Source organism: Saccharothrix australiensis (genome assembly GCF_003634935.1).
GTDB lineage: Bacteria > Actinomycetota > Actinomycetes > Mycobacteriales > Pseudonocardiaceae > Actinosynnema > Actinosynnema australiense.
On sequence record NZ_RBXO01000001.1, the window covers coordinates 1,026,140 to 1,051,434 of the forward strand.

The window sequence follows — 25,295 nt, forward strand, 5'->3', positions numbered from 1 at the left end:
GCGCGTGGCGGGTCGTGCGGGCGGCGTGCGGCGGGTCGTGCGTGCGGCGGGTGGTGCGGCTCGGCGTCCGGTGGTCCGGCGTGGCTCGTCCGCCCACCGCCGAGGGCAACCCGACCGGGGCACGTGGCCCCGCCAACCGCGAGCCGCCGGAAACCGGGTGGCGGCCCCTCCGTAGGCTTGGCACATGAGTGCCTCCGTGTTGACCGCGGTGGCGTGGCCGTATGCGAACGGGCCCCGCCACATCGGTCACGTATCAGGGTTCGGTGTCCCCTCCGACGTGTTCTCGCGGTTCATGCGGATGTCGGGGAACCGGGTGCTGATGGTGTCCGGCACGGACGAGCACGGCACCCCCATCTCGGTGCAGGCCGAGAAGGAGGGGCTCACCGAGCGCGAACTCGCGGACAAGTACAACCGGGTCATCGCCGAGGACCTGCACGGGCTCGGGCTGTCCTACGACCTGTTCACCCGGACCACCACCGGCAACCACTACAAGGTCGTCCAGGAGCTGTTCCTGGCGCTGTGGCGCAACGGCTACGTGGTGCCCCGGACCGAGATGGGCGCGATCAGCCCCTCGACCGGCCGCACGCTGCCCGACCGCTACATCGAGGGCACCTGCCCGATCTGCGGCTACGACGGCGCACGCGGCGACCAGTGCGACAACTGCGGCAACCAGCTCGACCCGATCGACCTGCGCAACCCCCGGTCCCGGATCAACGGCGAGGTGCCGGAGTTCGTCGAGACCGAGCACCTGTTCCTCGACCTGCCGCAGTTCATCGACGCGCTGGGCGGGTGGCTCCAGACCCGCACCGAGTGGCGGCCCAACGTGCTGAAGTTCAGCCAGAACCTGCTCAAGGACCTCCGGCCGCGCGCCATCACGCGGGACCTGGACTGGGGCGTGCCGATCCCGCTGGACGGGTGGCGCGACCAGCCGCTCAAGCGGTTCTACGTGTGGTTCGACGCCGTCATCGGTTACCTGAGCGCGTCGGTGGAGTGGGCGCGCCGCAGCGGCGACGACGACGCCTGGCAGGAGTTCTGGACCGGCGACGCGCTGGGCTACTACTTCATGGGCAAGGACAACATCGTCTTCCACTCGCTGATCTGGCCGTCGCTGCTGCTCGGGCAGAACGGGCAGGGCGCGAAGGGCGGCGAGCCGGGCGCGTTCGGCGCGCTGAACCTGCCCACGGAGGTCGTGTCCAGCGAGTTCCTGACCATGAGCGGGTCGAAGTTCTCCACCTCGCGCGGCACCGTCATCTACGTGACGGACTTCCTGCGCCAGTTCGGACCGGACGCGCTGCGCTACTTCATCTCGGTGGCCGGCCCGGAGAACCAGGACACCGACTTCACGTGGGACGAGTTCGTCCGCCGCACGAACTTCGAACTCGCCAACGAGTGGGGCAACCTGGTCAACCGGTCGATCTCGATGGCGCACAAGAACGTGGGCGCCGTCCCGACGCCGACCGCGCCGACGCGGGCCGACCACGAGCTGCTGGAGCTGTCCCGCAAGGCGTTCGACGTGGTGGGCGGGCACCTGCGCCGCTCGCGGTTCAAGCAGGCGTCGAGCGAGGCGATGAAGGTGGTCGGCGCGGCCAACCGCTACCTGTCCGACCAGGAGCCGTGGAAGCTCAAGGACGACCCGGCGCGCCGGGACACCGTCCTGCACACCGCGCTCCAGGTCGTCCAGGACGCGAACACGCTGCTCACGCCGTTCCTGCCGCACTCGGCGCAGCGGGTGCACGAAGCGCTGGGCGGCACCGGCGTGTGGTCTGCGCAGCCCGAGCTGACCGAGGTGGCCGACCTGGACGTGCCCGAGCGCTCGTACCCGGTGCTGACCGGTGACTACGCGGCCGAGCAGGCGCGGTGGGGCTCGACGCCGATCGAGGTCGGCCGCCCGCTGGCCAAGCCGAACCCGCTGTTCGCCAAGCTCGACCCGGAGCTGGCCGAGGTCGGCCCGGAGTGGGCCCCGATCGTGACGTGAGCAAGCGCCGCGGTGAACGGCCACCGGTCCCGGACGCGCTGCCGGTACCGGTGGTCGACGCGCACACCCACCTCGACGCGTGCGGGGCGGTGACACCCGACCAGGTCGGGGAACTGCTCGACCGGGCGAACGCGGCGGGCGTCGACCGCGTGATCACGGTCGCGGACGACCTCGCCTCCGCGCGCTGGGCGGCCGAGGCGGCCACGTGGGACGACCGGGTGTTCGCGGCGGTCGCGCTGCACCCGACCCGGACGTCCACGTTCACCGACGAGGACCGGGCCGAGCTGACGCGGCTCGCCGGGCAGCCGCGGGTGGTGGCGGTCGGCGAGACCGGTCTCGACTACTACTGGGACTACGCGCCGCCGGCCGCGCAGCACGAGGCTTTCCGTTGGCACATCGAGCTTTCCAAGCGCGTGGGCAAGCCGCTGATGATCCACGACCGGGACGCGCACGACGACGTGCTGAAGATCCTGGACGAGGAGGGCCCACCGTCCACAGTGGTCTTCCACTGCTTCTCCGGCGACCTGGCGTTCGCGCGGGCGTGCGTGGAGCGCGGGTTCGTGCTGTCGTTCGCGGGCACCGCGACCTTCCGCAACGCGCACGCCCTGCGGGAGGCGGCGGCGTGGGCGCCGGCGGACCACGTGCTCGTGGAGACCGACGCGCCCTTCCTCACCCCGCACCCCTTCAGGGGACGCCCCAACGAGCCGTACTGCGCCAACTACACGCTCCGCGATCTTGCGACGCTGCGTCACGTGGAATTGGCCGAACTCGCGGCGACCGTCACCCGGAACGCCGAACGCGTCTTCGGTCTTCGTGACGGGGTGGAGTCCTAGTGCTCCTTGCGACGAATGGCGGGCCGACTTGCTCCGCCGTCGGCGTGATCGAACTCACAAGGTGGACGGGGGTGTTTGCACAACCCCCGCGTACCCGTTACGGTCCCGTGACCGTGCCCCTTGTTGGCTCCGGGGGCGCAACCCGCGGTCGGGGCGGGTTTACACACCAGAAGCGAGAAGTCGAGCACGCACGGGAGTGGCCGGGGATCACGAGCTGACCGCCGACACCGAACGTGTGCGCGTCCTTCGCGCCTTCAGGAGGTATGGAACCCCGTGAACTCGTTCAACGAGGACACCGACTGGTTTACTCCCGTGAAGTCCACCTCGGTGGACGTCCTGGAGAGACCGGAGGCCGGTTGGTCCGACTGGGACACCTCGGTTTTCAGCATCACGCCGGACGACGTCCTGGAGGTCCTCGGACCCGACGCGGACGAGGTGCTGGCCAACGCCGACGTGGACGTCGACGAGCTGATCCGGCTGATCAACGCCGAGACCACGCTCCTGCCGCCGATCACCATCCCGGACGAGGTCTCCCAGGACCGGGTCGCGAGCGGCTTGGCCGCGGAGCAGCCGAGCGCCCCGCCCGCCGCCCTGGTCGAGGCCGCCGGGAAGTGGAAGCGCCGCTTCCTCAAGGCCGCGGTCGCCACCGTGCTGGTGACCATCTCCGGCGGCGGCGCCACCGCGATCGCGATGGACAAGTCCGTCACGGTCGACGTCGACGGCGAGGCCAAGACCGTCCGCACCTACGAGTCCACGGTGGGCGAGATCCTCGCCGACGAGGGCATCGCGGTCGGCGAGCACGACGCGCTCAGCCCGTCGCCCCAGGCGAAGGTCGGCGACGGCGGGAAGATCTCGCTCGACCGCGGTCGCCTGGTGAAGGCGACGGTCGACGGCGAGCAGCGCGAGGGCTGGGTCCGCTCGGTCAGCGTGGACGAGGCGCTGGACCAGCTCAAGATCGACGACGAGGGCGCGTGGGTCTCCCACGACCGGAACATGGCCGTCCCGCTCGACGGGTTGTCGCTGGAGGTCAAGAGCCTCAAGACGGTCACCCTGTTCGACGGCGGCAACCCGCCGCAGCAGATCCGCACGAACGCCGTGACGGTCGACGAGCTGCTGAAGGCGCAGAACCTGACGCTGGGCGCCGAGGACAAGCTCGAAACCGCCGCCGACCTGCGCATCACCAACGGCGCCGAGGTCCACATCAGCCGGACCGGCGTGTCCGTGATCAACGCGACGGAGACCGTCGAGCAGTCCGTCGAGGAGATCCCGGACGGCTCGCTGATGAAGGGCTCCAAGGAGGTCATCGACCCCGGCGAGCCCGGCGAGCAGATCGTCACCTACCGCGTGACGCTCAAGAACGGCCAGGAGACCAACCGCGAGAAGCTCGGCGCGAAGGTCACCAAGGAGCCGAAGGCCAAGAAGGTCAAGGTCGGCACCAAGCTCCCGCCGGACGGCGAGGTGTGGGACCGGCTCGCGCAGTGCGAGGCGACCGGGAACTGGGCCATCAACACCGGCAACGGCTACTACGGCGGCCTCCAGTTCAACAAGAGCACCTGGGACGCGTACGGCGGCGGCCAGTACGCCGCGTACCCGCACCAGGCGACCCGCGAGCAGCAGATCGCCGTGGCGACCAAGCTGCGCGACGCGCGCGGTGGGTACTCGGCGTGGCCGCACTGCCAGAGCAGGCTCGGGCTGTCGTGACATCGGCCGCGACTCCGTCGCGGCGGGCGGGGCTGTGTTGGATTGCCGCTCCTCCGTCGCGGCGGGCGGGGCCGCCTGGAGTCGGCGCCTTCCCTCGTGAATCCGCCAACGCTCCGCCAAGGGGCTCCGCGTTGGCGGATTGACTCGGTCCAGGCGCCGACGCGGCCCCGCCGGGGTTGAAGGAGGGCGTGCGACAGGCTGCGCGGCCCCTGTCCCGGCGGGTGGGGCTGTGTTGGATTGCCGCTCTCCCGTCGCGGCGGGCGGGGCCGCCTGGAGTCGGCGCCTTCCCTCGTGAATCCGCCAACGCTCCGCCAAGGGGCTCCGCGTTGGCGGATTGACTCGGTCCAGGCGCCGACGCGGCCCCGCCGGGGTTGAAGGAGGGCGTGCGACAGGCTGCGCGGCCCCTGTCCCGGCGGGTGGGGCTGTGTTGGATTGCCGCTCTCCCGTCGCGGCGGGCGGGGCCGCCTGGAGTCGGCGCCTTCCCTCGTGAATCCGCCAACGCTCCGCCAAGGGGCTCCGCGTTGGCGGATTGACTCGGTCCAGGCGTCGACGCGGCCCCGCCGGGGTTGAAGGAGGGCGTGCGACAGGCTGCGCGGCCCCTGTCCCGGCGGGTGGGGGAGAATGTGTTGGTGACTGATGGGACTTCGTCCGCGGTGCCGGGGAGTTCGTTGCTCGGCCCCGCGGACGTCCGGCGGCTGGCTGCCGAGGTCGGGGTTCGGCCCACCAAGAAGTTGGGGCAGAACTTCGTCCACGACCCGAACACGGTGCGGAAGATCGTCGCCGCCGCCGACCTGTCGGCCGACGACGTGGTGCTGGAGGTCGGGCCGGGGCTCGGGTCGCTGACGCTCGCCCTGCTGCCCGCCTGTCGCGCCTTGGCGGCCGTCGAGATCGACCCGGTCCTGGCGGCCAGGTTGCCGCGGACCGTCGCCGAGCGCGCGCCGGGGCTCGCGGACCGGCTGACCGTGGTCGAGGCCGACGCGATGCGCGTCACGGCCGACCGGTTCCCGGAGCCGCCCACCGCGCTGGTCGCCAACCTCCCGTACAACGTGGCCGTGCCGGTCGTGCTGCACCTGCTGGCCGAGCTGCCCTCCCTGCGCACCGGCCTGGTGATGGTGCAGTCCGAGGTGGCCGACCGGATGGCCGCGGGTCCCGGCAGCAAGGTCTACGGGGTCCCGAGCGTCAAGCTCGCCTGGTACGCCGACGCCCGCCGCGCCGGACCGGTGTCGCGGTCGGTGTTCTGGCCGGTGCCGAACGTGGACTCCGCGCTGGTCGCGTTCACCCGCCACGACCCTCTGTCCACTGTGGACCAGAAGGTGCTGTTCTCCTTGGTGGACGCGGCTTTCGCGCAGCGCCGGAAGACCTTGCGGGGCGCGCTGTCCGGGTGGGCGGGCTCGGCCGCCGAGGCCGGGCGCCTGTTGTCGCTGGCAGGCGTCGATCCGGGCGCTCGGGGCGAACAACTGGGCGTCCGGGAATTCGTCCGGATAGCCGAGGTTTCCTCGTCGCGATAGCCGATGATCTTTCGGCCATAAGTGTGATTTGGCGAACGATCCGCATACAGGCTTGCGTTCATGCCTCTGCGTCAGGTGTACTCGTGCTGCCATCCCGAGCGGCCGAGAGACCTGGCTCCACGACGCCGCAGCAACCACCTCCCCGTGGAGGCAGGTGCTTCAGCCAGGATCGATGGAGGATCACGTGCCCAGGATGCTGCTCACCCGCCGGCGAGTCGTCGACCACGGACGTCGCACGGTGTCGGGCTGTCGCAGCTGACCCGTCCCGGCGCTTCTCCGAGTTCCTCGCCGTCCTCCGGACACCCTTCTTGAGCTGGCCTCCGGCCGCGCACGCCACGAGCGTGCGCTGCCGCGTGCAGTCGTGGAGCGAAACGTGATCACTGTTGAGAACCTCACCAAGACCTTCCCCGGCAGTACCGGTCAGGTTCGCGCGCTGGACGGCGTGAACCTGGACGTCGCCGCGGGCTCCGTCCTCGGCGTCGTCGGCCCCAGCGGGGCGGGCAAGTCCACGCTGGCCCGGTGCGTGGCCCTCCTGGAGCGGCCCGACAGCGGCGCCATCCGCGTCGACGGCACCGACCTGGTGTCGCTCGGCGGAACCGCGCTCCGCGCCGCCCGCAGGCAGATCGGCGTCGTGCCGCAGGGCGACTCGCTGCTGCGCCAGCGGACCGCCGCGGGCAACGTGGCGCTGCCGCTCGAGTCGGCGGGCGTGCCCGGCCCGCAGCGGCGCACGCGCGTCGCCGAGCTGCTCGACCTCGTCGGCCTGACCGACAAGGCGGGCTCCTACCCCGACCAGCTCTCCGGCGGCCAGCGCCAGCGCATCGCCGTCGCGCGCGCCCTCGCGGCCAGCCCGTCCGTGCTGCTGGCCGACGAGCCGACCTCCGCCCTCGACCCCGACACGACCGGCTCGGTGCTCACCGTGCTCGACCGGGCGCGGGCCGAGCTGGGCGTGACGGTGCTCGTGGTGACCCACGACATGGGCGTGGTCCGGAAGATCTGCGACGACGTGGCCGTCCTGGACGGCGGGCGCGTGGTGGAGCACGGCAAGGTGCTGGACCTGGTCGCCGACGCGTCCTCGCGCACGGCCGCCGCGCTGCTGCCCGCCGTGGACCAGAACCCGGCGGTGGAGGGCGCGTACGACCGGGTGGCGGACGTGGTGCTGGTCGGCTTCGCGGCCGTCGGCGCGCTGCTGCCCGAGGCGACCAACCGGTTCGGCGTGGACCTCAACCTGCTGGGCGGCGGCCTGACGCGGCTCGGCGAGACGCCGGTGGCGCGGTTCCGCGTCGGCCTGACCGGCGAGCGTTCCGATTCGGCCCTGGAATGGATTGCGGAGGCGGGTGGGGCGGTGCGCCGGACCCTGGCCGGTCCGCAGGGAGTAGCTGCGTGAAATCTGCGACACCCTGGCCCACCGTGTTCGACTACCTCGTCACGGCTACCGGCGAGACGTTGTACATGGTGGGCGTCTCCACCCTGATCGCCACCGTGCTCGGTGTGCCCGTCGGCGTCTGGCTCCAGCTCACCGCTCCCGGTGGGCTGAGGCCGAGGCCGCTGCTGCACAAGCTGCTCGGGTTCGTGGTCGACCTCGGCCGCGCGATGCCGTTCCTCGTGCTGCTGGTGCTGCTGACCTCGCTGACGCGGCTGGTGATCGGGCAGTCCATCGGACCGACGGCGGCGATCGTGCCGCTGTCGGTGGGCGCCATCCCGTTCGTCGGCAGGCTCGTCCAGAACGTCCTGTCGGAAGTGCACGTGGCGGTGGTCGAGGCCGCCGTCACCACCGGGGCCACCACGACCCGCATCGTCCGCAGCGTCCTCCTGCGCGAGTCGCTGCCCGCGCTGGTCAACGCGATCGGCGTGACCGCGATCGCCCTGCTCGGCTACTCGGCGATGGCCGGCGTGCTCGGCGGCGGCGGCCTCGGCGACCTCGCCGTGCGGCTGGGCTACCAGCGCTTCGACGACCGGGTCCTCTGGTCGACCGTGGCGGTGCTCGCCGTCATCGCGACCCTGATTCAGTTCCTGTTCAACCGCGTCGCGCGCGGCGTCGACCGCCGCCGGCACGCCTCCGTCTGACCTCCGCCCTCCCGTTCGACCTTGATTGAGGAAATCCCCATGCGTATTCGTGCTGCCCTCGTCGCCGTGCTGCTGACCGCGGTCGGCTGCGGAAGCGGCCAGACCGGTGGCGCCGCGTCCGACCCCGACGCGGCGCTCAAGGTGGGCGTCAGCCCCGTCCCGCACGCCCAGGTGCTCAAGTACGTGGCCGACAACCTGGCCAAGGACAAGGGCCTGAAGATCGAGGTCGTGGAGTTCACCGACTACGTCCAGCCGAACACCGCGCTGGTGGACGGCTCGCTGGACGCCAACTACTTCCAGACCGTGCCGTACCTGGAGACGTTCAAGTCGGAGAGCGGCGCGACGCTGGAGTGGGTCGGCCCGGTGCACCTGGAGCCGCTCGGCGTGTACTCCAGGAAGCACAAGAACCTGGCCGACCTGCCCGAGGGCGCCAAGGTCGCGGTCGCCAACGACGCCACCAACGAGGCCCGCGGCCTGCGCCTGCTCCAGGAGAACGGCCTGATCAAGGTCAAGGAGGGCGCGGAGAAGACCGCGACCGTCCGGGACATCGCGGAGAACCCGAAGAAGCTCCAGTTCGTGGAGCTGGAAGCGGCGCAGCTGCCCCGCTCGCTGGACGACACCGACGTGTCCGTGGTGAACGGCAACTACGCCATCGACGCGGGCCTGAAGCCGGCCGACGACGCCCTGGTGCTGGAGAAGACCGAGGGCAACCCGAACGCCAACGGCCTCGTGACGCGGGCCGAGCTGAAGGACGACAAGCGGATCAAGGACCTGCTCGCGCTGCTGCAGTCGCAGCAGGTGAAGGACTACATCAAGAACACCTTCGCGGGCTCCGTGCTGGCGGTGTGACCCGCGTGGCGTGCCCTCCGCGCCGGCGGAGGGCACGCCACAGCCCGTACAGCGCCAGTGCCGCCAGCGCGCCGCTCACCACCGTGATCGACGCGCTGACCAGCACGTCCGCCGGTCCCCGGCCGGTCGTCGTGACGGCCGCGAACACCGCCGTGAACACCGCCACCAGCGCCACCACCGGCGCGGGCCGGTCCGGCGGCGCGAACCGGGCGGGCACGGGGCGGCGCGGCATCGCGGCCAGCCTGCGCAGGCCCCACACCACGACGACCAGCCCGCCCAGCGCGGTGCTCGCCCACTGGCCCAGCGCGTACAGGGGCACGCCCCCGACCCGCGCGGCCAGTTCGGGCACCAGCAGCACCGCCCAGCCCCGCTCGTGCGTGAACCCGTCCCACCCGAGGTGCGTCGCGCTGCCGACCAGCGCCGAGACCACCGCCGCGACGCCGAACCGCGGCGCGGGCAGCCACGCCACGCGCGACCGCAGGCCCGCCGGCGCGAGCGCCAGCGCCGGTTCGAGCAGCAGCAGCCGGTACACCAGCAGCGCGACCAGCGCGATCGGCACGTCCACCAGGACCATGCCCCACCAGGTGTGCGTGTACTCGCCGCCGCCGGGGTAGAGGAGCACGAAGTACGGCAGGTCGGGCGCGACGGCACCCGCCACCAGCGCGGACGGCACCAGCGGGCGGACGGCCAGCGGGATCGCGGCCGCGATGTGCGAGACGGTGAACGGCACACCGGATTGGATCACCCGGCACGCGCCGGTCCGGGGCCGGCCCGCTCGGCACACCCGTCGCGGGACGGCCCGGTGGACACGTCGCGCGACACCCGTGCACGTGGAGTGACGACCCGCCGCCGCGCGTACGCCGCGGACCGCCACCGCTCGGGCGTTTTCCCGCAGGTCGGACGCCGGCGGGAGCGAACACCCGCCGAACGCCCGTAGGCTTCATGGCGTGCTCGCCGTAGTCCCACCCCCGGTCACCGTCCGCGTCCCGGCCAAGGTCAACCTGCACCTGGCGGTCGGTGAGCCGCGCGCGGACGGCTACCACGACCTGGTGACGATCTTCCAGGCGCTGTCCCTCACCGACGAGGTGACGGTCGCCGTCGCCGACGACCCCGGCGTGGAGGTGCACGGCGAGGGTGCGGACTCCGTGCCCACCGGGCCGTCCAACCTGGCGTGGCGGGCGGTGCAGGCGCTGGCCGCGCACGTCGGCCGCGACCCCGGCGACCCCAAGGTCCGCGTGGTGATCCGCAAGAGCATCCCGGTCGCGGGCGGCATGGCGGGCGGCAGCGCCGACGCCGCCGCCACGCTGGTCGGGCTGGCCGCGCTGTGGCGGCTGGAGGTCGGGCGCGACGAGCTGGCCGTGCTGGCCGCGAAGATCGGGGCCGACGTGCCGTTCGCCCTGTACGGTGGCACCGCCCTGGGCACCGACCGGGGCGACCAGATCGTCCCGGTGCTCGCGCGGCACACGTTCCACTGGGTCCTGGCGTTCGACCGGCGCGGCCTGTCCACGCCCGAGGTGTTCGGCGAGCTGGACCGGCTGCGCGCCGACGGCGACCCGCCCAGGGTCGGCGCGGCGGAGGCCGTGCTGGAGGGGCTGTCGTCGGGCGACCCCCGGCAGCTCGCCCTGCTGCTCGGCAACGACCTCCAGGCCGCCGCCGTGTCGCTGCGCCCCAACCTGCGGCGCACGCTGCGGGCGGGCGTCAACGCGGGCGCGCTCGCGGGCATGGTGTCCGGTTCGGGGCCCACCTGCGCGTTCCTGTGCACGGACGGCGACTCGGCGGTCCGGGTGGCGGCCGAGCTGGCGGGCGCGGGCGTGTGCCGGACGGTCCGGGTCGCGCAGGGGCCGGTGCACGGTGCGCGGGTGATCGGCACCGAGGAAGCCCCTCGGCCGACGCCGCCCGAGGTCCACGCTTAATTCTCGACGAAGGTGTGTTGATGGCCAACTTGGTCAACTTGGAGTCCGTCTCCAAGTCGTTCGGTGTGCGTCCGCTGCTCGACGGGGTGTCCCTCGGGGTCGGCGAGGGCGACCGGATCGGTGTCGTCGGGCTCAACGGCGGCGGCAAGACGACGCTGCTGGAGGTGCTGGCCGGCCTCGCCGAGCCGGACGAGGGCCGCGTCAGCCAGAACCGCGGGCTGCGGATGGCGGTGGTCACGCAGCGGACGGAACTGCCCGAGGGCTCGACGGTGCGCAACGCCGTGATCGACCCGCTCGGCTTCGACGCCGAGCACGAGTGGGCGTCCGACGCGCGCGTCCGCTCGATCCTCGACGGCCTGGGCATCACCGGTTTCGGGCTCGACTCGCCGGTCGGCACGATGTCGGGCGGCGAGCGCCGCCGCGTGGCGCTGGCCGCCGCCCTGGTGCGCGACCTGGACCTGGTGGTGCTGGACGAGCCCACCAACCACCTGGACGTGGAAGGCGTGCGCTGGCTCGCCGAGCACCTGCTGGCCCGCAAGACGGCACTCGTCGTGGTGACACACGACCGGTGGTTCCTGGACACGGTCTGCTCCCGCACGTGGGAGGTCGTGAACGGCCGCGTCGAGCAGTACGAGGGCGGCTACGCGGACTGGATCTTCGCGCGCGCCGAGCGCGCCCGCCTGGCCGACGCGATCGAGGAGAAGCGCCGCAACCTGGCCCGCAAGGAACTGGCCTGGCTGCGGCGCGGCGCGCCGGCCCGCACGTCCAAGCCGCGCTACCGCATCGAGGCGGCGGAGGCCCTGATCTCCGACGTGCCCGCGCCGCGCGACAGCGTCGAGCTGCTGGCGTTCGCCAAACGACGCCTGGGTCGCACGGTCGTGGAACTGGAAGACGTGACCCTCACCGTCGGTGACCGGACGTTGGTGCGCGACCTGACGTGGCGCATCGGTCCCGGCGACCGGGTCGGCATCGTCGGCGTCAACGGCTCCGGCAAGACCACGCTGCTCAGGACGCTCGCCGGGGAGCGCGAGCCGGACAGCGGCAAGCGCATCCAGGGCCAGACGGTGAAGCTCGCGCACCTCAGCCAGGAGCTGCACGACCTGGACGGCTCGATGCGCGTGCTGGAGGCCGTGGAGGAGGTGGCGCGGCGGGTCGTGCTCGGCAAGCACGAGATGTCGGCGTCGCAGCTGGCCGAGCGGTTCGGGTTCTCGTCGCAGAAGCAGTGGACGCCGGTGGGCGACCTGTCCGGCGGCGAGCGGCGGCGGCTCCAGCTGTGCCGGCTGCTGATGGCCGAGCCGAACGTGCTGCTGCTCGACGAGCCGACCAACGACCTGGACATCGACACGCTCCAGCAGCTGGAGGACCTGCTCGACTCGTGGCCGGGGACGCTGGTCGTCATCTCGCACGACCGGTACCTCGTGGAGCGCGTGTGCGACCAGGTGGTGGCGCTGTTCGGCGACGGCGGGCTGACCGACCTGCCGGGCGGCATCGAGGAGTACCTGCGCCGGCGCGACCGGCAGCGGGAGGCGGCGTCGCCCGTCGCGGCGAAGGCGGTGGCGCAGTCCTCGGCGGCCGACCAGCGGGCGGCGCGCAAGGAGCTGGCGCGGCTGGAGCGGCGGTTGGAGGCGCTGCAGAAGAAGGAGGCGCAGCTGCACGGCGCGCTGGCGGAGGCGGCCACCGACCCGGAGCGGCTGATGGCCCTGGACGCCGAGCTGCGGGCCGTGCTGGCGGAGGCGGAGGACGTGGAGGCGCAGTGGCTGGCGGCGGCGGAGACGGCCGAGGGCTGACCAGCGCGGCTTGAGCGGGGCGGAGCCCGGTTGCCGAGACCTCCTCGGGAACCGGGCTCGACCGAGTCGGGCGTGGCCTCCGGCCCCCGATTCGATCATCCCACGGGGCACCGACAGACTCGGACCCCGACGACCACCTCGGGCATGAGGCCGGCCCCGGTCCCGAGTGACGCTCCCACTCTTTTCCACGCAGCAGGACCACAGCAGGGTGAACACGCACTCAACGCGCCTGGGAGCCCGGCACGTCTTGGACGGTCGTCGGGAGCGCTACGCAGAACGACCACCCCTTCGGTGAAGACCGCGCGCGGGACGGACCTCCCCATCAGCCCTTCCCGCAGCGGCCTCCCACCGCAGCAGTCCTTCACCGACCCCGACGGCGGAGTTCCGCCACCAGCAGGGGCATCAGCTCGTCGACGTAGGCGCGGTCGTAGCCCTGGCCCTCCAGCAGCGCCAGGGCGAAGCGGGTCTTCGCCACCTCCTCCGACGACGCGCCGATCATGCCGTCCAGCGCGATGCCGATCTCCTCCAGCGTGCGATCCACCTGCGAGGTCCGGTACCCGCGCCGGTCCGCGCCCGCCATCGGGATCTTGAGCAGCCGAAGCTGCTCCCACGACGTGATCGGCGGTATCGCCCTGGGCCGGGGTGGGCCGTCGCCCAGCTGCTTCTCGACCCTCGCCAGGAAGGCGTCGACCTCGCCCTCGTCGTAGCCGCGCCGGCCGAGGAGGGGGCGGCTGAAGCGCACCTCGCGGATGTCCTCGGCGCTCAGGTCGTCCTGCCCCAGCAGGGTCCTCTCGATGCGGTCGAGGAACTTGTCCACCTGGGACTCCTGGTAGCCGCGCCGGCCGCGGGGCGGTTTGCCGAACTCCACCGTGCGCACGTCGCGCGCGGTCAGGGGGCGGCTGCCCACGCCGGGGCGCGGGCGGACCGGTGGGGTGGGCGTGCGCTCCAGGGTCACGACGACGAGGTCCAGGAACGTGTCGACGTCGTCCTCGTCGTAGCCGACCCGCCCCGGCGGCGCGAAGGAGAACTCGGCGTCCTGCACCTCGGCGGCGGTCAGGGTGTCGTGGCCCGCCAGGGTGCGCTCGATCCGTTCGAGGAAGGCGTCGATCTCGCCCTCGTGGTAACCGCGGTTGCCCGGCCTCGGCTTGTGGAACCGCACGCCGCGCACGTCCTGCGGCGTGAGCCGGGGCGCGGGGCGCATCCCGGTGGACGTGGCGTGCGCGCCGCTCGCCGGTGCGACCGCCTGCCTGCGCTGCGGCGTCGAGCGCAGGGTCTCCGCCACCAGGTCCATGAACACGTCGACCTCGGCCGCGTGGTAGCCGGGCCGGGCGGCGCGGAAGCGCATCAGGCGCACGTCCTGCTCGCTCACGTCGTCACGGCCGAGGAGGGTGTTCTCGACGCGGTCGAGGAAGTCGTCCACCTGCTGCTCGTCGTAGCCGGGCTGACCGGGCGGCGGGCGGTGGAACGCCACCTGCCGCAGGTCTTGCGCGCTCAACAGCGGCGCGGGGTGTGCGGGCGCAGGCCGACGCGCTTCGAACCCGGCCACCGGCGATACCTCCTTCGGTCGCATACCGGGGAGTATCGCCGCACGGTGGTGAAGATGTTTCGCCCTATCAGCTCAACGCGGCGGAGATCGTTCTACCCTGGCGGCCATGAGTCGCTTCGTGGACACGATGGTGGCAACCGCCGCGAATGCCGGGGACCGGGGTATGACCACGGGCGAGCCGGCCGCCCCGGTCCGCCGGACCTGGGGCGAGGTGCACGAGCGGGCGACCCGGATGGCCGGCGGGCTGGTCTCCGGAGGCGTCGTGCCCGGCGCGTCCATCGCCGTGCTGGCGGCCGACCCGGCCGTGATCGCGCCCGCCGTGCAGGCCGTGTGGCTGGCCGGCGGCAGCGTCACCATGCTGCACCAGCCGACGGCCCGCACCGACCTCGCCGAGTGGGCGGGCGACACCCTGCGGGTGCTGTCCATGATCGGCGCGGAACTGGTCCTGCTCGGCAGCCCCTTCGACGGCCTGTCGGCCGTGCTGGACGAGCACGGCGTCGCCTACCGCAGGCTGGACGACCTCGACGGCGAACCGCTCGGCGCGCCCGTCGAGGTGGCCGAGTCGGCGACCGCGCTGCTCCAGCTCACCAGCGGCTCGACGGCCGAGCCGAAGGCCGTCCGCATCACGCACGGCAACCTGTGGTCCAACGCGAAGGGGATGGAGCAGGCCGCCCGGCTCGACCCGGAGACCGACCGGATGGTGTCCTGGCTGCCGCTGTTCCACGACATGGGGATGGTCGGCTTCCTCACCGTGCCGATGCTGTTCGGCATCGACCTGGTCAAGGTCACGCCGGTGGACTTCCTCGCCCGCCCGACCCTGTGGCCGGATCTGATCAGCCGGTACGGGGGCACCATCACCGCCGCGCCGAACTTCGCCTACGCCATCGCCGCCCGCCGGATGCAGGGCGTGGAGGACGGCACGTGGGACCTGTCCCGGCTGCGGATCGCGCTCAACGGCGCGGAACCAATCGACCCCACCGCGGTCAAGGCGTTCACCGACGCGGGCGCGCGGTTCGGGATGCCCGCGGAGTGCGTGCTCTGCGCGTACGGCATGGCGGAGACGACGCTGGGCGTCGCGTTCGCGCCGGTGTTCACCGGGCTGTCGGTGGACGTCGTGGACCCGGACGAGCTGGAGGCGGGCCGCCGAGCCGTGCCGGTGGCGGGCGACCGCGCCGACGCGCGGGTGTTCCCGCTGCTCGGCCCGCCCCTGCCGGGCCTGGAGGTGCGGGTGGTGGACGAGCGGGGCGCGGTGCGCGGCGAGCGCGAGGTCGGCCGGCTCCAGGTGCGCGGCGAGGCCGTGACGCCCGGCTACCTGACCGTGGACGGGCCGCTGGCCACGCAGGACGCCGACGGCTGGCTCGACACCGGCGACGAGGGGTACGTCGTGAACGGGCAGGTCGTCGTCTGCGGTCGGCGCAAGGACGTGATCATCATGGGCGGCCGCAACATCTACCCGACCGACATCGAGCGCGCCGCGACGTCCGTGGAAGGCGTGCGCGCGGGCAACGCGGTCGCCGTGCGGCTCGACGCCGGGACCCGGCGGGAGCGGTTCGCCGTCGTCGTGGAGTCCAAGCTGGCGGGCGAGGAGGAGGCCGTGCGGGAGCTGGGCAAGCAGATCAGCGCGCGGGTCGTGGACGCGGTCGGCCTGCGCCCCTACTCCGTGGTGGTGCTCAAGCCGGGCAGCCTGCCCAAGACGCCGTCGGGGAAGCTGCGGCGCGCCGCGGCGTCGTCCCTGGTGCCGGGCTGAGCCGGGCGGACGCGCCCCCACCCGCCCGTCCGGCGGCCCGCGCCGGCCCGATCCGACGGCGGGTAGCTCCACCGGCGAGCCGTCGTCCATGACCACCACGACCACGACGATCACCACGGCCGCCGAGCCGCCCCGCCACCGCGGTGCGTCGGCGCGGCGGCCGGACGGGAGCCTGCCTTGACCACCGCACTGATCATCGGCGACCTCCAACGGGGCATCACGGGCAACCACCCGTTCGCCGCGCGAGTCGTGCCGACGATCACCGAGCTGCTCCCGCGCGCCCGCGCGGCCGGTGCGCTCGTCGTGTTCGTGCGCTTCGCCTTCCGGCCCAACGGCGCGGACCTGCTGCCGGGCGACGAGCTGTACCGGTCGTTCTTCGACGCCGGTGACGCCTTCCACGAGGGATCGGACGGGACCGAGGTCGACCTCCCCGTCGCCGGCGAGGACGTCGTCGTGCTGAAGCGCCGCGCCGGTGCGTTCGCCGGCACCGACCTCGACCTCGTGCTCCGCGCCCGCGGCGTCGACAGCCTCGCGGTCGCCGGGGTCGCGACCAGCGCGATGGTGGCGGCGACGTGCTACGACGCGGCCGACCGCGGCTACCGGGTGACCGTGCTGCGCGACGGGTGCGCCGACGCCGACCCGGCGGTGCACGACTTCTTCATGGACACCGTCTTCCCCGGCCGGGGTTTCGAGGTCGTGTCCTGCGCCGACTGGTCCTAGCCCGTGCGGCGGGCGGCGCGCGGTGCGGTGCGAAAGGGGGGCCGACCCGGTGAGCCGTGCGCTCAGCGGACCTCGACCCCAGTGGGACTCGTGCCCAGTGGGACTCGTGCCCAGTGGAACCCGTGCCCAGTGGAACTTGTGCTCAGTGGAACTTGTTTTGGGCGGCTTCCAGTCCCAGCTCCAGCAGCGCTTCCACCGCGTCCGCCGCCCGGTCCAGCTCGAAGGCCAGTTCCTTCCGCTCCACCGGCGAGAAGTCGCGCAGCACGTAGTCGGCCGGGTCCATCCGGCCCGGCGGCCGGTCCACCCCGAACCGCACGCGGTGGTAGTCCTTGGTGCCCAACGACTTCGTGATCGACCGCAGCCCGTTGTGGCCGTTCTCGCCGCCGCCCAGCTTGAGGCGCACGGTCGCGAACGGCAGGTCCAGCTCGTCGTGCACGACGACGATGCCGGCGGGCGCGACCTTGTAGAACCGGGCGGTGCCCGCCACCGGGCCGCCCGAGGTGTTCATGTAGCCGCGCGGCTTGGCCAGCACGACCCGCCGGGAGCCGAGCCTGCCCTCCAGCACCTCGGCGCCGCCCTTGTGCGCCTTGAACTTCCCGCCGACCCGGTCGGCCAGGACGTCCAGCACCAGGAACCCGACGTTGTGGCGGTTGCCCTCGTACTTGGGTCCGGGGTTGCCCAGCCCCACGACCAGGCTCACGTCATCGGCCACGGGACCGGAACTCCTGCTCAAGCTCGTCCAACAGGGCGTCCACCGCACGGGTCTGGTAGCCACGCCGCAGACCCGACGTGGTGCTGAACCTGGTGTGGCGGACCTCGCTCGACGTCATCCGCCCCTGCCCGTCCAGCGACAGCGCCGCCCTGGCCAGGAAAGCGTCGACCTCGCGGGGATCGTAGCCGTTCGAGGAGCGCGGCAGCTTCACCGCCAGCAGGTCGGCGCCGGTCCGCAACGCGGTCGGCGGCACCGACCCCGCGCGCAGCTGCCACTCCATGCGGGTGAGGAAGTCGTCGACGGTGCGCTGGTCGTACCCGCCGGGCATCTCGTGGAACACCACCCGGCGCACCACCTCGGGGTCCATCCGGGTGCGCCCGGCGAGCGCGTCCGCGATCTTCAGCAGGAACGCGTCGACCTGCGCGGGGTCGTACCCCTTGGCGCTGCCGCGCTTGCGGGGGAAGGCCGCGCGCCGCACCTCCGCCGGGCTCAACGACGGCAACGGCACGCCACCCCAGCCCGGAGGCGGGGGAGGCGTGCCGTTCGACCAGCCCGACGTGATAGGGCTCAGCTCTCTTCGGTGGCCTCGGTGCCCGCGGCCTCGCCCTCGCCACCGTCCATCTCGGCGGCGGTCGGGGCGGCGTTGACGGCGACGACCAGCGCGTCGGCGTCGGTCACCAGCGAGGCGCCGGTGGGCAGCGTCAGGTCCGAGGCGTGGATCTGGGTGCCCGCCGCGACACCGGCGACCGACACCTCGACCTGCTCCGGGATGTGCAGCGCCTCGGCCTCCAGCTGGATGGTGGTCAGGTCCTGGGTGACCAGGACACCGGGGCCGGGCTCACCGACGACGATGACGGGCACGTCGACGGTGACCTTCTCGCCCCGCTGCACGAGCAGCAGGTCGACGTGCTCGATGTAGTTCTTGATGGGGTGGGTGGTGACGGTCTTGGTCAGCGCGAGTTCGCTGGTGGAGTCGATGTCCAGCGTGAGAACTGCGTTGTGACCGTGCTCGCGGACGACACGGGCGAACTCGAGCGCCGGCAGGGCCAGGTGCTTCGGGTCGGAACCGTGGCCGTAGAGCACCGCGGGAATCTTGCCGGCACGACGGGTGCGGCGGGCTGCGCCCTTGCCGAACTCGGTGCGCTCCTCTGCGGCGAGACGGACCTCGGACACGGTGGGGCTCTCCTAACGGTCTGGCCTTGATACGTCGGGCGGGGCTGAGCGGGGTGCTGGCCTGCGACGGCGGGCGGCGCGGAGGGTGAACACGCGCGGCATCACAACCGCCGCGTCGATCACGCCGAGCGTGATGCTCGCCCTCGCCGAGGCAACCTGAACAGTGTAGGCCGGACCGGAGTCGCCGCCTAATCGGGGTTGGCCCCGATGGTGTGCAGCTCGCCGAGCAGCGCGTCGAGCACCTCGGGCGCGTCCCGGCACACCGCGCCGACCAGGTCGTCCCACCCCGGTGCGACCAGGGCGCGGGCCCGCAGCCGGCGCGCGGGGCCGGGCGGGAGGCCGGGCAGCAGCCGGCGCAGGTCGGCGGCGCGGCGCGGGGTGAACCGGTCCACGACCCGGCCGGCGAGGTCGGCGTCGCCGGCGCCTGCGGCGGCGACGCACAGCTCGTGGGCCGCCGCCGACCACCTGCCCCCGATCAGCCGTTCGGCCTCCGCCAGGTCGCCCAGCGCGATGGCCGCCGCGATCCAGGGTGGCCGGTCGGGGAAGTCGTCGTGCCGGAGTGCGCGCAGCACCCGGAGCGCCGCTCCGCGCGGCACCGACGCGAGGCTCCCGATCAGCGGGAGCAGGTGCTCGCGGCGCGGGTCGTCGGCGACCTCGGCGGCCAGCGCCTCGGCACGCGGGAGGTCGCCGGCGCGGACGGCGCTCGTGGCCAGCCGGATCGTCAACCGCCGGCGCTGGTCGGCGTCCACCACGGACCGGACCAGCGCCTCGGCCTCGTCGGCCAGGCCGGCGGCCAGCAGCGCGTCCACGACGGGCCACGGGTCGGTGGCGCGCCAGCCGTCCCGCGCGCACTCGGCGATCAGGGCGTCGGCACGCACCCGATCGCCCGCCAGTGCCGCCCGCACGACCTCGCCGACCCCGTGCCCCCGCAGCCACCACTCCTCGGCGGCGAGCGACAACCGCCGCGCCCGGTCCAGGTCACCGGCCGCCACCGCCGCCGCGACCAGGAGCCGGTACGCCTCGACGCGCGTCTCGGGTTCGCGGAGCGAGGCCGCCACCTCCTCCGCCCGGTCCGCCTCACCTCGGTCGCTCAGGACGCGCACCGCCCACAGGAGTGCCCATTCACCACCCCCGTGCAGGAGGTCGGGCCGCGACCCCCGACCGGTCTGCGCTACCAGTCGTGAGAAGGCGCGGTACCGCGGCAGCGGCCGGCTGATCAGCTCCACCGCCGACCAGAGCAGATCGACGTGGTCGGTCCCCGCCGCGGCGTCGACGAGCGCGAGGAGGGCGTCGTCGCGCCGGGAGTGGCCGGTGAGGAGCGATGCCCGGTCGATCGCGTCGGCGAGCAGCGGCCGTGCCCGGTCGTGGTCGCCGTCGCGCACGAGGGCGTCGATCAACCGCCGCGTGGCCCGTACCCGGTGCGGCGGTGTGCTGATCTTCGACGTGAGCGCCGTCGCCGCGGGCAGGTCCGTCGTGGCCAGCACGTCGACCACCGCCGCCCGCAGCCCGTCCAGCACCGGAGCGCCCGTGTTCGTCCGGGCGACCTCCTCGGCGCGGCGGACCAGTGCCCCCGCCTGCTCGCGCTCGCCGCGCGCCAGGGAGTCCCGCGCCAGCGCCGCCCGGGTCCGGTACCGGGTCTTGGCCTCGATCACGGAGTCGGCGAGGTCGTGCGCTCGGTCCACCGCACCCTCCCGCAGCGCCACGCGAGCCGCGTGCGCGGTCACCACATCACGCGAACGGGTGGATTCGGAGCCATCGCCGATCGGCAGCACGCCCAGCGTGCCGGTGGCGATCGCGACGGCCGTGATCGCCGCCGACGCCGCGCCCGGGTCGTCGGACCACCGCACCGACCACTGGGCCGCGAACAGCAACCGGTCCACGTGGTCCGCCAGTCCCGCGAGCCGCGCGGCCCGGAGCAGCCACGCCAGCGCCTGACCTTGGCGGACGAAGTCGTCGTCGCTGAAGTCCACCAGCGCTTCCGCCTCGTCCAGCAACCGCGCGGCGCGCTCCCGGTCCCGCACCGCGTGCGCCGCGCGGACCAACGAGTGGATGGCCCGCGCCCGGTGGCGGACCTCCTCGATGCCCTCGGCCAGGCGCTCGGCCCCTGGCAGGTCGCCGAGCGCGAGCGCGGCGTCCACCACCCACAGCCGGGCCAGCGCCGCGTCCATCCGCTCGTGCCGCCACCCGGCGTGGCGGGGCGGGTCGAGCGTGGCCACGGCACGGGAGAGCAGTTCGCGACCCTCCGGGCGATCAGGGGCCGCGTGGACCAGCCGGGCGAGCGCGCCGGCGCGCAGCGTCGGGTCGGCGATCCGCTCGGCCAGGTCGCGGCCGGTCGCGAGGTCGCCCCGGCGGATCGACGCGGCCAAGACGGCCTGCACCGCCGTGTCGCGCGCCAGCGGGTAGGCGATGGCCTGCCCGGTGGACAGCGCCCGCTCCAGGTCGCCGGCGGCGACCAACGCGCGGACGACGACCAGGGTGCACCTGCCCCGCAGCCGGGTGTCGGTGATCCGGCCGATCACGCGTTCCGCCCGGTCGAGTTCGCCGAGGGCGACCCAGGACGCGGCGACGTGCATCCGGGCGAGGCCCGTGCCGGCGGTTCGCGCCGCCTCCTCGGTCGACGCGCGTGCCCGCGCGAGGTCGCCGACCTCGAACAGCGACTCCCGGACACGTGCCTCGGCGCGCACCCGGTGGTCGGGCTCGTCGATGCCCGCCGCGACCGCCGAGGCCAGGTCGTGGTCGCCCAGCCCGAGCGCCGCCACCACGACCAGTTCCAGCGCGGCGGCCCGCGCCGGGGCAGGCAGCGCGCCGGCGAGGGCACGGGCGCGGTCGGCGTGCCCCAGCGCCGCCCACAGCGCGGGCAGGTCGTGCGGCAGGTCGGTGTTGCGGCCGGTCAGGCGGTCCCGGTGGACGGCGAGGCGGGCCAGGGCGACCAGGTCGGGCAGCGGTTCGGCGAGCAGCGCGCGCTGCGCCGCGCCGATCTCGGCCAGCGCCGCCGTGTCGCCGCCGGACCGCTCCAGCAGCCGGTCGTGGCGCGCCGGGTCCGTGCCGCACGCGACCAGCCGCGGCACGTCGCCGGTCGCGGCGAGCACCGCGTGGTACCCGGCCAGCAGGTACTCGGGGGTGTCCTCGGGCCAGCCCCGGTCGCGGTGGGCGTCCGCCCACGCGTGCAGGCGGTCCCGGTAGCCCTCCAGTCGACGCCCCAGCATCTCGACCGCCGTGACGTGCAGCTCCTCGTGCCCGAGCACGTACACGTCGGGGTCCTCGCCCGGCCGGTGGCGGCTGCCCCGCCGGGAGAAGCTGCGGGCGGTGACGGTCTTCAGGTGGTCGGCCACCGACCAGGGCGACTCACCGGTCAGCTCGGCCAGGTCCCGCGCCGCCAGGCCGCCGCCCGCCGCCGTGAGCAGCCCCAGCAGGTCCTGCTCGACGGGCGTGCCGTGCAGCAGGCCCCTCAGGTCGCGCTCCATGTCCACGCGCCTGGCCTGCGCCCTCGGCGACGGGCTGAGCGGGCGGACCACGGCGGGGTCGCGCAGCGGGTGGTCGTCGGGCACGTCGTCGGGCAGGGGCGGGTCGGGACGCCCGGTCACCACGACCTTCAGCCCGGCGGGCAGCGAGTGCGGCAGGAGCGCGGCGATGCTGTGCGCGTCACGCCCGGTGGTGACGCCCCGGTCCTCGTCCAGGCCGTCGACCAGCAGCACCAGGTGCTCGCCCCGGTGCAGGCAGGCACGGGCCGCCTCGGCCAGCAGGCCCAGCAGGTGGGCCTCCCGGTTCGTCGCGGTGAGCAGCGGCGGCGGCTCCCGGCCCAGCAGGTCGATCAGCTGCTCCAGCACGTTGTCCACGAACGCGGCGCGGTCGTCCTGACCCGCCAGGCGGGCGGTGACGAAGAACGACACCACCCGCACGCCGGGCGGCGGGTGCAGGGCGAACCACGACGCGAGCGCCGACTTGCCCGACCACGCGGGGGCGCGCCACCACCGGTACGCCGGGCCGCCGACGCAGGAATCGGCCAGCTCGCGCAGCTCCGCGTCCCGGCCGACCAGCTCGGCGGGCGCGATCCGGCGCACCTGGCGCGCGTAGTGGGACCGGACCGGGCCGCCGGTCACCACGAGGTCCCGGAACTGCACGACGTTCCCGTGCACCGGGCCGGTCACGGAGTTGACGACACCGGGGCCGGCGACACCGGGGCTGACTACACCCGGGACGACGACGGCCGGCGCGTCCCGCTCGGACGCGCCGGCCGTGCGCTCGTCTCCCGCCACCGGCCGATCATCCCGCACGGGCGGCCGGTGGACGGCGGTTTCAGGCGTTGCCGTCGAACAGGCTGGTCACCGAGCCGTCCTCGAACACTTCCTGGATCACCCGCGCCAGCAGCGGCGCGATCGGCAGCACGGTCATCGCGTCGAACCGCTTGTCCGCCGGGATCGGCAGGGTGTCGGTGAACACGACCTCCCGCGCGCCGCACTCCCGCAACCGCTCCACCGCCGGTCCGGACAGCACCGGGTGGGTGGCGGCGATGACCACGTCCGACGCGCCCTCGGCCAGCAGCTGCTCCACGGCCTTGGTGATCGTGCCGCCGGTGTCGATCATGTCGTCGATGACGACGCACAGCCGGTCCTTGACCTGGCCGACCACCCGGTTCGCCACGACCTCGTTCGGCCGGAGCGGGTCGCGGGTCTTGTGGATGAACGCGATCGGCGTGCCGCCCAGCGTGTCGGCCCACTTCTCCGCCAGCTTGGTGCGGCCGGCGTCCGGCGACACGACGGTCAGCTCCTGGCCCGCGTACTTGTGCCGGATGTGGTCCGCCAGCAGCGGCATCGCCCACAGGTGGTCCACCGGGCCGTCGAAGAAGCCCTGGATCTGCGCCGTGTGCAGGTCGACGGCGACCAGGCGGTCCGCGCCCGCGGTCTTGAACAGGTCGGCCACCAGCCGGGCCGAGATCGGCTCGCGGCCCCGGTGCTTCTTGTCCTGCCGCGCGTACGGGTAGAACGGCATGATCACGGTGATGCGCTTCGCGGAGGCCCGCTTCAGCGCGTCGACCATGATCAGCTGCTCCATCAGCCACTGGTTGATGGGCGCGCAGTGCGACTGGATGACGAACGCGTCGCAGCCGCGCACCGACTCCTCGAACCGGACGAAGATCTCGCCGTTGGCGAAGTCGTAGGCCGACTGGGGCGTGACCGACACGTTGAGGTGCTTGGCCACCTGCTCGGTCAGCTCGGGGTAGGCGCGTCCGCCGAAGAGCATCAGGTTCTTCTTCGGCGTTCCGGGCATGGTGGGGTTCACGGTCGGCGCCCTTCCTCTGTGGTGTCGGCATTCTGCGCCGCCAGCGCCCGCTGAGCCGCCTCGGCGGCCGGGGTGCCCGGCCTGCGCTGCACGACCCACCCCTCCAGGTTGCGCTGGGGACCGCCGGACACGGCGAGCGCGCCCGGCGGGACGTCCCGGCGCACGACGGTCCCGGCGCCGGTGTACGCGCCGTCCCCGACGGTGACGGGTGCGACGAACATGTTGTCGGAGCCGGTCCGCGCGTGGGACCCGATGACGGTGCGGTGCTTGCGCACGCCGTCGTAGTTCACGGTCACGCTGGCGGCGCCGATGTTGGAGTGCTCACCGATGGTGGTGTCGCCGATGTAGCTCAGGTGGGGGACCTTGCTGCCGGTCCCGATGTCGGAGTTCTTCACCTCGACGAACGCGCCGACCTTGCCGTCCGCGCCCAGCCGGGTGCCCGGCCGCAGGTAGGCGAACGGGCCCACGGACGCGCCCGCCCCGATCTCCGCGCCGGTGCCGTGGGTGCGCACGACGGTCGCGTTCGCCCCGACCGAGCACGCGTGCAGCGTCGTGTCCGGCCCGACGACCGCGCCCTCGCCGACGACCGTGCCGTCGCGCAGCTGCACGCCCGGCTCGACCCGCGCGTCCCGGCCGAGCCGGACGTCCGCGTCCAGCCACGTGGTGGCCGGGTCGACCACGGTCACGCCCTCGCGCATCCACCGCTCGACGATCCGGCGGTTCAGCTCGGCGCCGAGCCGCGCGAGCTGCACCCGGTCGTTGACGCCCTCGACCAGCCACGGGTCGGTGGCCACGAGCGCGCCGACCCGCCTGCCGTCGGCGTGCGCGATGGCCGGCACGTCGGTCAGGTACAGCTCGCCCTGCGAGTTGTCGGTCGAGATCCGCGCCAGCGCGTCCCGCAGGACCGCCGCGTCGAACGCGTACACGCCCGAGTTGATCTCCGTGATGGCCCGCTGCTCCGGGGAGGCGTCCTTCTGCTCGACGATGCCCTCGACCGCGCCGGACGCGGAGCGGATGATCCGCCCGTACCCGGTCGGGTCGGCGACCACCGCGGTCAGGACGGTCACCGCGTTGCCCGCCGCGCCGTGCTCGGTGAGCAGCGCGGTCAGCGTCGCGGCGTCCAGCAGGGGTGTGTCACCGTAGGTGACGACGACCGTGCCACCGAGGTCGGCGGGCAGTTCGGCGAGGCCGCAGCCCACCGCGTGCCCCGTGCCGTGCTGCTGCTCCTGCACCGCCACGGTGACCTTGCGGTCCAGCGCGGCGGACAGGGTGTCGAGGTGTTGGGTCACCGCGGCACGACCGTGCCCGACGACGACGGCCAGGTGGTCCGGATCGGTCCCGGCGGCGGCGCGGACCGCGTGCTCCACGAGGGAGCGACCGGCGATCCGGTGCAACACCTTGGGGGTGGCTGACCGCATGCGGGTCCCTTCCCCCGCCGCGAGGACGATCGTGCTGATCGGGGTGGGAACACCCTCAAGCATCAGCGC

19 protein-coding genes and 1 riboswitch are annotated in these 25,295 nt (G+C 73.4%); of the genes, 11 read left to right on the top strand and 8 right to left on the bottom strand.

The window, feature by feature from the left end:
* Positions 1-184 precede the first annotated feature (184 nt).
* The 7 genes from metG to C8E97_RS05025 all read left to right on the top strand — a co-directional run bounded on the left by metG (position 185) and on the right by C8E97_RS05025 (position 8,930).
* The gene (metG, locus tag C8E97_RS04995; RefSeq protein ID WP_121002069.1) at positions 185-1,975 is read left to right on the top strand and encodes a methionine--tRNA ligase; all 1,791 of its coding nucleotides are present in this window, start codon (positions 185-187) and stop codon (positions 1,973-1,975) included.
* Entirely contained in the window at positions 1,972-2,808 is an 837-nt protein-coding gene (locus tag C8E97_RS05000; RefSeq protein ID WP_121002071.1) for a TatD family hydrolase, read from the top strand. The genes metG and C8E97_RS05000 overlap by 4 nt, the downstream gene beginning before the upstream one ends.
* Positions 2,809-3,081: 273 nt before the next feature.
* On the top strand, positions 3,082-4,509 hold the full coding sequence (locus tag C8E97_RS05005) for a resuscitation-promoting factor (protein ID WP_121002073.1): 1,428 nt from the start codon (positions 3,082-3,084) through the stop codon (positions 4,507-4,509).
* Positions 4,510-5,138: 629 nt separating this feature from the next.
* Entirely contained in the window at positions 5,139-6,017 is an 879-nt protein-coding gene (rsmA, locus tag C8E97_RS05010; protein WP_246018680.1) for a 16S rRNA (adenine(1518)-N(6)/adenine(1519)-N(6))-dimethyltransferase RsmA, read from the top strand.
* 86 nt (positions 6,018-6,103) lie between these two features.
* A riboswitch (SAM riboswitch) is annotated at positions 6,104-6,196 on the top strand.
* A gap of 194 nt (positions 6,197-6,390) precedes the next feature.
* Positions 6,391-7,401: a methionine ABC transporter ATP-binding protein gene (locus C8E97_RS05015; protein WP_121002078.1), complete on the top strand. Its 1,011-nt coding sequence runs from the start codon at positions 6,391-6,393 to the stop codon at positions 7,399-7,401.
* Entirely contained in the window at positions 7,398-8,081 is a 684-nt protein-coding gene (locus tag C8E97_RS05020) for a methionine ABC transporter permease (RefSeq protein WP_121002080.1), read from the top strand. Before C8E97_RS05015 ends, C8E97_RS05020 begins: the two co-directional genes overlap by 4 nt.
* 39 nt (positions 8,082-8,120) lie before the next feature.
* Entirely contained in the window at positions 8,121-8,930 is an 810-nt protein-coding gene (locus C8E97_RS05025; RefSeq protein WP_121002082.1) for a MetQ/NlpA family ABC transporter substrate-binding protein, read from the top strand.
* Here C8E97_RS05025 and C8E97_RS05030 read toward each other — a convergent pair.
* Positions 8,893-9,660 carry a DUF4184 family protein gene (locus tag C8E97_RS05030; protein WP_170211624.1) on the bottom strand — a complete coding sequence of 256 codons (768 nt, stop codon included), beginning with the start codon at positions 9,658-9,660 and terminating at the stop codon, positions 8,893-8,895. The two genes, C8E97_RS05025 and C8E97_RS05030, sit on opposite strands and share 38 nt — an antisense overlap.
* 217 nt (positions 9,661-9,877) lie before the next feature.
* Here C8E97_RS05030 and C8E97_RS05035 point away from each other — a divergent pair, with 217 nt between their 5' ends.
* Positions 9,878-10,843, top strand: a complete 966-nt coding sequence (locus tag C8E97_RS05035) for a 4-(cytidine 5'-diphospho)-2-C-methyl-D-erythritol kinase (protein WP_121002086.1) — start codon at positions 9,878-9,880, stop codon at positions 10,841-10,843.
* 20 nt (positions 10,844-10,863) lie between these two features.
* Positions 10,864-12,630, top strand: coding sequence for an ABC-F family ATP-binding cassette domain-containing protein (locus C8E97_RS05040; protein WP_121010809.1), 1,767 nt, complete (start codon positions 10,864-10,866; stop codon positions 12,628-12,630).
* A 361-nt stretch (positions 12,631-12,991) separates the two neighbouring features.
* Here the strand turns inward: C8E97_RS05040 and C8E97_RS36420 are convergent, their stop codons facing one another.
* Positions 12,992-14,125, bottom strand: coding sequence for a DivIVA domain-containing protein (locus tag C8E97_RS36420; protein WP_211346915.1), 1,134 nt, complete (start codon positions 14,123-14,125; stop codon positions 12,992-12,994).
* A gap of 157 nt (positions 14,126-14,282) precedes the next feature.
* Here C8E97_RS36420 and C8E97_RS05060 point away from each other — a divergent pair, with 157 nt between their 5' ends.
* Both C8E97_RS05060 and C8E97_RS05065 read left to right on the top strand, forming a co-directional pair.
* Complete coding sequence (locus tag C8E97_RS05060; protein WP_121002088.1) at positions 14,283-15,923, top strand: fatty acyl-AMP ligase; 1,641 nt, start codon at positions 14,283-14,285, stop codon at positions 15,921-15,923.
* Between the two features lie 177 nt (positions 15,924-16,100).
* Positions 16,101-16,643 (top strand): cysteine hydrolase family protein, encoded by a 543-nt coding sequence (locus tag C8E97_RS05065; RefSeq protein ID WP_121002090.1) that lies wholly within the window; start codon positions 16,101-16,103, stop codon positions 16,641-16,643.
* 142 nt (positions 16,644-16,785) lie between these two features.
* Here C8E97_RS05065 and pth read toward each other — a convergent pair whose 3' ends face one another.
* From pth to glmU, 6 genes are all read right to left on the bottom strand, one after another.
* Complete coding sequence (gene pth, locus C8E97_RS05070) at positions 16,786-17,355, bottom strand: aminoacyl-tRNA hydrolase (RefSeq protein WP_121002092.1); 570 nt, start codon at positions 17,353-17,355, stop codon at positions 16,786-16,788.
* Positions 17,345-17,863, bottom strand: coding sequence for a DivIVA domain-containing protein (locus C8E97_RS05075; protein ID WP_121002094.1), 519 nt, complete (start codon positions 17,861-17,863; stop codon positions 17,345-17,347). The genes pth and C8E97_RS05075 overlap by 11 nt, the downstream gene beginning before the upstream one ends.
* Before the next feature lie 59 nt (positions 17,864-17,922).
* Positions 17,923-18,528, bottom strand: a complete 606-nt coding sequence (locus C8E97_RS05080) for a 50S ribosomal protein L25/general stress protein Ctc (RefSeq protein ID WP_121002096.1) — start codon at positions 18,526-18,528, stop codon at positions 17,923-17,925.
* A 188-nt stretch (positions 18,529-18,716) separates the two neighbouring features.
* Entirely contained in the window at positions 18,717-22,784 is a 4,068-nt protein-coding gene (locus tag C8E97_RS05085) for a hypothetical protein (protein ID WP_121002098.1), read from the bottom strand.
* Between the two features lie 40 nt (positions 22,785-22,824).
* Positions 22,825-23,796, bottom strand: coding sequence for a ribose-phosphate diphosphokinase (locus C8E97_RS05090; protein ID WP_121010815.1), 972 nt, complete (start codon positions 23,794-23,796; stop codon positions 22,825-22,827).
* Positions 23,797-23,804: 8 nt separating this feature from the next.
* Entirely contained in the window at positions 23,805-25,289 is a 1,485-nt protein-coding gene (gene glmU, locus C8E97_RS05095) for a bifunctional UDP-N-acetylglucosamine diphosphorylase/glucosamine-1-phosphate N-acetyltransferase GlmU (protein WP_121002100.1), read from the bottom strand.
* Positions 25,290-25,295: the final 6 nt, after the last annotated feature.

Bases quoted from the DNA above. Each gene is read 5' to 3' on its own strand.
- C8E97_RS05060 (WP_121002088.1), top strand. From the start codon at position 14,283: ATGAGTCGCTTCGTGGACACGATGGTGGCAACCGCCGCGAATGCCGGG.
- C8E97_RS05040 (WP_121010809.1), top strand. From the start codon at position 10,864: ATGGCCAACTTGGTCAACTTGGAGTCCGTCTCCAAGTCGTTCGGTGTG.
- glmU (WP_121002100.1), bottom strand. From the start codon at position 25,289: ATGCTTGAGGGTGTTCCCACCCCGATCAGCACGATCGTCCTCGCGGCG.
- metG (WP_121002069.1), top strand. From the start codon at position 185: ATGAGTGCCTCCGTGTTGACCGCGGTGGCGTGGCCGTATGCGAACGGG.
- C8E97_RS05025 (WP_121002082.1), top strand. From the start codon at position 8,121: ATGCGTATTCGTGCTGCCCTCGTCGCCGTGCTGCTGACCGCGGTCGGC.
- C8E97_RS05090 (WP_121010815.1), bottom strand. From the start codon at position 23,796: ATGCCCGGAACGCCGAAGAAGAACCTGATGCTCTTCGGCGGACGCGCC.